The 4,523-nt window shown below is 36.0% G+C and carries 4 protein-coding genes; 3 read left to right on the top strand and 1 reads right to left on the bottom strand.

The features are described 5' to 3' along the window. Positions 1–156 precede the first annotated feature (156 nt). A complete protein-coding gene (locus tag HET73_RS06035; protein WP_174133227.1) occupies positions 157–1,311 on the top strand; it encodes a ribonuclease D in 1,155 nt (384 codons plus the stop codon). 12 nt (positions 1,312–1,323) lie between these two features. Here HET73_RS06035 and coaE read toward each other — a convergent pair whose 3' ends face one another. Next, positions 1,324–1,911, bottom strand: coding sequence for a dephospho-CoA kinase (gene coaE, locus HET73_RS06030; protein WP_174133224.1), 588 nt, complete (start codon positions 1,909–1,911; stop codon positions 1,324–1,326). A 177-nt stretch (positions 1,912–2,088) separates the two neighbouring features. Here coaE and HET73_RS06025 point away from each other — a divergent pair, with 177 nt between their 5' ends. Together HET73_RS06025 and HET73_RS06020 are read left to right on the top strand one after the other, a co-directional pair. Beyond that, on the top strand, positions 2,089–3,486 hold the full coding sequence (locus HET73_RS06025) for an NAD(P)H-dependent flavin oxidoreductase (RefSeq protein WP_174133225.1): 1,398 nt from the start codon (positions 2,089–2,091) through the stop codon (positions 3,484–3,486). A 78-nt stretch (positions 3,487–3,564) separates the two neighbouring features. Further along, positions 3,565–4,365, top strand: coding sequence for a hypothetical protein (locus tag HET73_RS06020; RefSeq protein ID WP_174133226.1), 801 nt, complete (start codon positions 3,565–3,567; stop codon positions 4,363–4,365). The last annotated feature ends 158 nt before the right edge of the window (positions 4,366–4,523 follow it).

Raw genomic sequence — 4,523 nt, 5'->3', positions numbered from 1 at the left:
GGGTTGTCAAGGGGTTTTTATGCCCGTTAGCTACTTGCCTACTGATGGACAATGTTCCGCATGTTGACCCTTACAAGGATAGAAAGTTCTGCCAGAGGTCATTAATTGCAAAAATTCAATTTAAGTGGTAAAATAGCATTATTAAATGAAAAATATATGCTGATTAGTACAACGTTAGACCTGGAGGGCGTATGCGAGGAGCTGATAGCGAAAAAGCCAAAATTTATAGCTGTTGACACGGAGTTCATTAGGAATAACTTAGCCTATTATCCCAAATTATCGCTAATTCAAATTTCTTACGGAAATAAGAGTTTTGTTGTAGACGCATTAGCACCAGAAATTGATTTATCACTCATTAGAAAGATAATGTTAACCCGAGAGATAATTAAAGTGTTTCATAGCTGTCGGCAGGATATAGAGTCCTTATTCACTGTATTCAGATGTATTCCCACTCCCATTTTTGATACCCAAGTTGCTGCTATGTTTTGCCATTACTACCACGACTTTATCGGTTATTCAAAAGTAGTAGAGCAATATCAAGGAATAGCGCTGGATAAAATTAAAGCTAAAAATTCAGATTGGTTAGAACGCCCGTTATCTGAGGATCAGTTAGATTATGCGATAAGCGATGTAGTATACCTATATGATCTACACCAAATATTGCACAATAAACTTGAAGAAAATAATAGAATGGAGTGGTTTCAAGAAGAGATGGAATCGATAGTTGATATAAATAGGTATTTACACAGTCCAAAAGATGCATGGAAGAGAATTAAATTTAATTATGAAGCAAATCCAAAATTAATACTAACTGTTAAAGCAGTCAGTGAGTGGCAAGAAACCTTAGCACAGCGCTATAATATAAATCGTAATAAAATAATTAATAATGCTGTAATAGCTGGTTTTATTGAAAAAAACGTGGAGCATGTTGATGAAATCTTAGACGATCTCAAGAGGAATACAAAAAATATAAAAGAGGAAGATTTATTAGAGTTTATAGATATTTTCAATGAAAATGAGAAAGATTTTACGCAGCAACCATCAAACAGTTATGATAGATCTGTATTCGATATACTCTCAATTATTTTAGAGAGTGAATGTAAGGAAAATAACATATCAAGAAAATTAGTTTCGTCAAAAGATGAGTTAGCTGGGTCAATATCTGGGCAGAAAGATAAGTTATTCAAGGGGTGGAGGTATGATTTTTTTGGCAGGTCAGTCGAATCATTTTTAAACGCAAGCTCAAGGTTTGAAATTTCAGTAGTGAAATCCGTAAACAACACAACTAAAATTCAGAGCAATTTGGTGTAGGCAGACTGTGAATTAACTGCTGAGATCTAACGAATCCACTATATTTTTTACTTGAGAAAAAACATATTCTTTGCTTGTACTGGTATCGATAATAAAGTCGCTCATCTTCCTTTTTTCATTAATAGGTAACTGAATGTTGGAAATTAAATCCAGTTTTTCTTTATCTATGTTACGCTCATTGAGTCTTTGACCTTGTACAATGCTGTCTGCATAGACGAAAATGATAAGGTCGCAATATAAACGAAATCTCGTTTCCAGCAAGAGTGGAATGTCTAAAATTAAAAGATTTCTATCGGTATTTTTCTCCTGGGCAATAAAAAATTCTAGTTCATTTCGCACAGCGGAATGAACTAAAGATTGGAATCGCTTCCAATTTTCATCATAGGCTAGGAAATATTCAGACAATACTGCCTTGTCTATTTCGCCATTTACTACCGCTCCAGGAAAATTTTCCTCCGCATAACTTATTATGCTTTTATCCACTTTATAAAGTTGGTGTACAACAGAATCAGCATCAAACACAGCAGCACCAAACTCTTTAAAGCAATTGGCTACAAAGCTCTTTCCTACTCCAATTCCACCTGTTAAACCTATAATCATATAGCAAAAATACATTAGTTTCTTTTGAGACTATATTTAAAGTAGCTGCTATGTCTACTTAAAACCCCAATTTGGCTGTGCGAAGGCCTAAGAGAAAATAAACAGCTATTATTTTTTTAGTAATTAAGTAAAATAGAGTAAGTTAAGTAAAATAGAATAAAAGATTATGAGGAAGTTTTGAAAAATAAGATAAAAAAAATAGTAATTTCAGGAAAGGAAGTATGGCCAATCATTGAGGGCGGCAAAGGCATTGCGATCAGCGACGGAAGATCAAGCGGAGCATTTGCTGCAGCAGATGCTGTAGGTACATTTTCTGGTGCAAATGCTAAGCTTATTGATGATAACGGCGAGTTAGTGCCACTGATTTACAAAGGCAAAACAAGAAATGAAAAACATGAGGAATTGATTGGATATAGTATTGAGGCTGGGATTAGTCAGACAAAAATAGCGAATGAAATATCAAAAGGCCGTGGAAGGATACATATGAATGTGCTTTGGGAGATGGGAGCCGCAGAACGCGTGCTTCATGGCATATTAGAAAAAGCAAAAGGCTTAGTTCACGGTATTACCTGCGGCGCTGGTATGCCTTACAGGCTTGGAGAGATTGCAGCAAAATATCAGGTCTATTATTACCCTATTATTTCATCAGTGCGCGCTTTTAAAGCGTTATGGAAGCGTGCTTACCAAAAAATATCTTCCTATTTACTTGGTGGAGTAGTATATGAGGATCCATGGCTTCAGTACAACGGCTTGAGTAATAGTGAGGATCCGGAATTACCACAAGCTCCATTTGAGAGAGTTGCAGAACTCAGATCTTTCATGAATGAGGTCGGTCTTTCTGAAACACCAATTGTTATGGCAGGAGGAGCGTGGCATTTAAAAGATTGGGAGCATTGGTTTGACAATCCGCAAATCGGACCAATAGCTTTTCAATTTGGCACCCGTCCACTTTTAACAAAAGAAAGCCCAATTTCTGCAGAGTGGAAAAAGAAGCTATTCACTTTAGAAGAAGGCGACGTATTTTTAAATAAGTTTAGTCCAACAGGATTTTACTCATCTGCGGTAAGAAATAACTTCATACGTGAGCTGCAGGAGCGGAACTCACGTCAAATAAAATTTTCAGAAAGTGCCAATGGAGAATTCAATAATGAGTTTGCAATTGGTGCCAGAGGCAGAAAAATTTACCTTACTGCAAAAGATAAAGAACTGGCAAATACATGGACTAAAGCAGGGTATACAGAGGTAATGAAAACTCCAGATACGACTATTATTTTTGTAACACCAGGCAAATTTGCGGAGATAAGACAAGATCAAATCAATTGTATGGGATGCCTGAGCCATTGTTTGTTTAGCAATTGGAAAGATCATGGCGACCATTCAACAGGACGAAAGCCAGACCCACGAAGTTTCTGTATACAAAAGACACTGCAAAATATTGCGCATGGTGGGGATATTGAAAATGAACTCATGTTTTCTGGACACAATGTGTATAAATTTAAGCAAGACCCGTTTTATGAGAATGGCTACGTACCAACAGTAAAAGAGCTGGTGGAGAGGATATTGACTGGGTATTAAGTCAGGCTCAAGTTGACAAGAAGATATTATTTGACTATAATAAATATTTATTAATTTAGTTTTAATTTAGGGGTATTTATGACAGTGGGTGATGGTGTTTTAAAAAGGTATGCGTTAGCTTATATAAAAAAATCTGGTGGTAACAGTAACGTTAAAGAATTTTTACAGTTTTGTAATACGCAAAACACCACAGATTGGAGCAAAGAAAATTTTGAAGACCTGTATAAAAGATCTATTGAGAGCCAAAATCTAAACAATGGGCAAAATATAGGAAGTGGAAGAAATGAATACAACGAGAGGAGTAACAGGCAACCTACAGGCCCTCAGGTTACACACGTATATGTACACAATAAAGGTTTAGACTTTTGGGATTATTTACTATTACAATGTTGTATCGATTCTTTATTCGGTGGACGTGGTCACACTACAGTTATAAATAACTATGGTAATACCACTCAAAGCAGAGAAGATAAGAAAAAAGACTCAGAAGACAGTAGAAAGTTATTAGCTTTAGGTGTAGTAGTTGCAGTTGTGTGTGTTGCTTTCCATGGAGCTATGTGCTATTTTTATCATAGTAGCAGAAAGAAGGCTAGAGAATCAGAAAAGATAGATTATCTAGATAATAAACTTAAAACTTTCAGGAATATAGAATTTGCGATTAGCGCTATTTCTTTAACAGCTTTGATAGCTTGCGTGTTTTACCCAGTCTTACCAGTGTGGGGTTTAGCTATCCTTGGCGTCAATTCTCTTGTATGTTTTGCTGGTGGTTTTGCTTTTCAAATGAAGCACGATAAAGAATCAAAGGATATCAAGGAGGCTAAAACAGCGGTAGAAGGTTGTAAAGTTAGTACACATATGGGTACAGAACGAACAGTTTGAAGTTAGACTTGCATTGGTAGCGTCAACAGCTAGTACAGGTTGGTACGCCTAGGCTCTGTGGACAAAAAATAATGGAGGGAAGAAAAAAAGTGGTAGTTTAACCAAATAAACATAAAAGTGGAGAAACTACCAAATGGAATATTATATAAAAGAAGGAA

This window comes from Wolbachia endosymbiont of Atemnus politus (genome assembly GCF_013309895.1).
The sequence above is the reverse complement of the archived record's forward strand: the minus strand, read 5'-3'. Positions and strand labels throughout refer to the sequence as shown.